Origin of the sequence: Cellulomonas sp., assembly GCF_036279715.1 — a bacterium.
Lineage (GTDB): Bacteria > Actinomycetota > Actinomycetes > Actinomycetales > Cellulomonadaceae > Cellulomonas_A.
Window position 1 is genome coordinate 1 of the sequence record NZ_DASUIR010000002.1, and the last position, 4,465, is coordinate 4,465.

The 4,465-nt window shown below is 71.2% G+C and carries 3 protein-coding genes; 2 read left to right on the plus strand and 1 reads right to left on the minus strand.

The window, feature by feature from the left end:
- The coding region (locus VFW79_RS00160; RefSeq protein ID WP_329675304.1) for an SNF2-related protein at positions 1 to 1,634 on the minus strand (1,634 nt) is incomplete at its 3' end.
- A 415-nt stretch (positions 1,635 to 2,049) separates the two neighbouring features.
- Here VFW79_RS00160 and VFW79_RS00165 point away from each other — a divergent pair.
- On the plus strand, positions 2,050 to 2,373 hold the full coding sequence (locus tag VFW79_RS00165) for a DUF2277 domain-containing protein (RefSeq protein WP_329675305.1): 324 nt from the start codon (positions 2,050 to 2,052) through the stop codon (positions 2,371 to 2,373).
- 375 nt (positions 2,374 to 2,748) lie between these two features.
- Positions 2,749 to 4,308, plus strand: a complete 1,560-nt coding sequence (locus VFW79_RS00170; RefSeq protein ID WP_329675306.1) for a long-chain fatty acid--CoA ligase — start codon at positions 2,749 to 2,751, stop codon at positions 4,306 to 4,308.
- The last annotated feature ends 157 nt before the right edge of the window (positions 4,309 to 4,465 follow it).

Sequence of the window (4,465 nt, forward strand, 5' to 3'; positions counted from 1 at the left end):
TGCGCGGCGTAGTCCGCGGCCAGCCCGGCCTTGGCCTGGCCGATCCGGCGGACCATCGTGAACACGTTCTCGCCACCGGTCTGCGAGCTCGAGTCCTTGAGCTCCGCGGCAGCCACCCGGCGAGCGAGATCGTGGTCGATCCCGTCCACGACGACGCCACCGGTGCGCGCCTGGACCGCTGACCGGTAGCGACCGACCAGCCGGCGGGCGAGCGCGGCCTCGGCAGCGCGGATCGAGCGGCCGGCCGCGTCGTCGAGCTCGACCGGCAGATCGGCCACCCGGCGGGCGGGCAGGTCGGCGACCACGTCGACCTTGCGGCGACGCACGATGCCCATGTCGATCACGCTGGCCCGGGCAGCGGCGTAGAACCCCGGGTCGGCCGGGGTGAGCCCGGTCTCCTCGAGGGCGGCCTGCAACGCGCCGAGCGGCTTGGTGTCGTCGATCCAGCCCAGGTACTGCCAGATCGCCCGGAAGTCCTCGATGTCGTTGATCAGCGGGGTGCCGGTGAGGGCCATCAGCAGCGGCCGGGCGGTGCGGGCACGGATCCGCTCGGAGAGCGCAAGGACGTGCCGGGAGCGCTGGGAGCTCTTGTTCTTGATGAAGTGCGCCTCGTCGACGACCATGCCCCGGAAGCCGAGGTCGCCGAGCCAGCCGACGTGCCGGTCCAGGAGCTCGTAGTTCACGATGACGATGTCCGCGAACCCGTCGACCCGGTCGCCGTCGCCATGGACCACCGTGGACCGACGGTGCGGCGTCCACAGCCCGACCTCGTGCGCCCAGTTCGTCTTCACCACGTTGGGCACCACGACGAGCAGCGGGTAGGCGTTGGCCACCTGGGCGGCGAGCAGCGCCTGGGCGGTCTTGCCGAGCCCGGGCTCGTCGGCGAGCAGGAACGTGCGATGGCCGCGGGCCGTGGCCGCGACGACCTGCGCCTGGTGCGGCATCAGCTCACGGCCGGGGGGAGTGAACACCGAGCGGGCCTCGGGCAGCGCCATGCAGGCGGGTGCGCCGGGGGCGGCGTCCTCGAAGGACCGGAAGAGCGGCTCGAGCAGCTCCCAGCCGGCCAGTCGGCGGGCCCGCGTAGCGACCCGCTCGGCCGCGGCCTCGAAGTCCGGAGCCAGGAACGGGTTCGCGAGCTGGCGCGAGATGACCGACCGAGGCACCACCTGACTCACGGCACCGGGAACTGGCGCGGCCGGCGCGGCGCGCGTGGGCTCCGCGGGTGGCTCCAGCCCGCCGGCGCGCATCACCGTCACCTTGAAGGCGCGCGCCGCGTCGGAGACCCGGGCGTCCTCGGCGAGCAGCTCGAGCAGCGAGGTGTCCCGGGCAGCGGTCCTGGCCAGAAGTGTCGCGACCTCGTCGAGCCGCTTGAGCTGCTTGGCGCGCACCGACTCGGTCAAGCCGCCGTCGGCCATCACCCTGGCCCGCTCCTCTCGTACGAGCAGCGCCACGACCTGGAACTTCGTACGCACCGCCGGGCGCGTCGGGGGTCGCTGCACAGCGCTGTTGACCTCGCGGGCGACCTCGGCGAGCACCGGGATGATCCCCTGCTCGGCGGGACGCGGGGCGCGGCGCCGCTGAGCGCCGACCTCAGTGCGCGCGCCACCGGACCGGTGTTGGCCTGGTCGAGCCACATCTCCTCCTTCTCGCACATCCGCACCGCGACTGCGGCGCAGCGCGCCGTGCCGCGTCCGTCCGGGACCGGTCGGGCGTCGGACCCCGCGGCCCGTGTCGCAGGCAACCCTGGCCAGGGCGCCGAGATCGGGGCCACGCTCCGCGCAGCGGCCCGCCTGCGCCGCCCGCCGGCTCGTGCTCCCGCCGTTGGCGACACGCCGCCGGGCGTCGCGGTGAACCACCGCAGGGGCACGGTCATGGCCCTGCTCGATCGCCGGAGAACCTTGAGCGTCCGGCCGGTCACCGATCGCACGTGACGTCCCGAGTCACGCCGCTGGCCGGTACAACGGCATGCCGTTCGCACGGTCCTGCCGCGTGTGCAGTGTAGAACGGGTCGGGCGGACGCTCGACGACGACAACTTGTAGCGTCGAGGCATGTGCCGCAACATCACCACCTTGCGCGGGCTCGAGCCGCCCGCCACAGCTGACGAGATCGAGGCCGCTGCGGTGCAGTACGTCCGCAAGGTCACGGGCATCACCAAGGTCACCGACGTGACTCGCGAGGCGTTCGACGTCGCGGTCGCCGCAGTCGCAGTCGCGACCACCCGGGCGCTCGCCGACCTGCCCGAGCGCCGGAACCCGCCGTCGACGGTGCCGCCGCTGCGCCGCGAGGACGTCGCCGCACGCGTCGCGGCTCGCCAGGCCGCGCGCGAGGTGCACGAACGCCTGCACGAGCAGGGCGTGTCGCACCGCCACTGACCCGCCGTGCGGAGGCGGCGCGGACGATCGGTCGGCCCAGTGGAGACCGCGAGACCGCGAACGCTCTCCGTGACTGACGATGCGGTGATGCGTCGTCGTCCGGTGGCCGTGCCACTACCTGCGGGTCCCGTCCGGCACCTCAGACCCGCGGGGCGGCGATCAGCACGACTGCCGCGAGCCTGCGTTCTGGTGGGCGCTCGGTCAGCGCCTGTAACAGAATCGTCCCGCCGACCGAGTGGCCCGCTACGACCGCCCCCTCGTCGAGGTCTGCCATCTCGTACCAGATCGCGGCGCTCCCACAAGGGCCGCTCTCGCGGCCCTGATGCCGCGTGGGTACGTTGGGCACACCAGCCCCGGTGATGGAGGTGTCGCCCCATGTTGTACAACCTGGCGTCCCTGCTCGAGGGCAGCGCAGACAGATTCCCCGAGCGCGACGCGATCGTCTTCGGGGACACGCGCCTGACCTACGCCCGGCTCGACGGCGCCGCCAACCAGGTCGCGAACCTCCTGGTGGCTCGCGGGATCGCGCCAGGAGACAAGGTCGCGCTGAGCTGCCCGAACCTCCCGTACTTCACCATCGTCTACTTCGGGATCCTGAAGGCCGGGGCGACAGTGGTGCCGCTCAATGTGCTGCTGAGGGGTCGCGAGGTGGCCTACCACCTGGGCGACTCGGAGGCGAAGGCCTACTTCTGCTTCCAGGGCACCCCTGAGCTGCCGATCGGGGCGGAGGGGTACGTCGGGTTCGGCCAGGTCGAGTCGTGCGAGCACTTCTTCGTGATCACCGCCGACCCCGCCGCCGCGTCGCCTATCGACGGCACCGAGACGCTGGGGGCCGCCATGGCCTCACAGCCCGCGACCTTCGAGACCGTGGCCACCGACGAGGACGACACCGCGGTGATCCTCTACACGTCCGGCACGACCGGGCAGCCCAAGGGCGCTGAGCTGCGGCACCGCAACATGCGCGACAACGCACTGGTCTGCGGGCCCCTGTTCGATGTTGACGTCGACGCCCCGGAGACCTACCTGTGCGTGCTCCCGCTGTTCCACTCCTTCGGGCAGACCATGATCCAGAACAGCGCCTGCGCCTTCGGCGGCACTGTCGTCATGCTGCCGCGCTTCGGTGCTGTCCCGGCGCTGGACCTGATGCTGAAGGCGGGTGTCACGTTCTTTGCCGGCGTGCCGACGATGTACTGGGCCCTGCTCGATGCTCTGGAGGAGGGCGTCGACATCTCCTCGATCGCGAAGAACCTCCGGGTCGCCGTCTCGGGCGGCGCCGCGCTGCCGGTGGAGGTGCACAAGAACTTCGAGAAGAGGTTCGGCGTCACGATCCTCGAGGGGTATGGCCTGTCCGAGACGTCGCCGGTCGCGAGCTTCAGCAAGTACGGGGAACCGGCCCGGGTCGGCTCCATCGGGGTCCCGATCCCCGGCGTGGAGATGAAGCTGATCGATCCGGTCGGCTGGTCGGAGATCAAGGACTCGCCCGACGCGGTCGGGGAGATCGCGATCAAGGGCCACAACGTCATGAAGGGCTACTACAAGCGTCCCGAGGCGACCGCGGAGGCCATCCAGGACGGGTGGTTCCGGACGGGCGACCTCGCGCGGCGCGACGAGGACGGCTGGTACTACATCCTCGACCGGTCGAAGGACATGATCATCCGCGGCGGCTACAACGTGTACCCCCGCGAGATCGAGGAGGTCCTGCTCACCCACCCGGCGGTCTCGCTGGCCGCGGTGATCGGGGTGCCGGACGAGAGGAACGGCGAGGAGGTCAAGGCGTACGTCATCCTCGAGAAGGGCGCCTCGGTCACCCCCGACGAGCTGATCGCCTGGGGCAAGGAGCAGATGGCCTCATACAAGTACCCCCGGATGGTCGAGATCGTCGAATCGCTGCCGACGACTGCGACCGGGAAGATCCTCAAGCGCAAGCTCAGGTGACGCGACCTGCATCCCGAGCTCTCCGTACGCACGGCATCATCACGCCTGGCCGGGCGACCCCGGCCGACCCGACTGCCCACGGGCCGTCAGTGCGAACCACGCGAGGGCGAGGACGGCGAGGTTGAGCACGCTCGAGGACGGCATGTCGAGCATCCCG

Excerpts from the sequence above, each read along its gene's own strand:
- VFW79_RS00165 (WP_329675305.1), top strand. The coding sequence starts at position 2,050 with ATGTGCCGCAACATCACCACCTTGCGCGGGCTCGAGCCGCCCGCCACA.
- VFW79_RS00170 (WP_329675306.1), top strand. The coding sequence starts at position 2,749 with ATGTTGTACAACCTGGCGTCCCTGCTCGAGGGCAGCGCAGACAGATTC.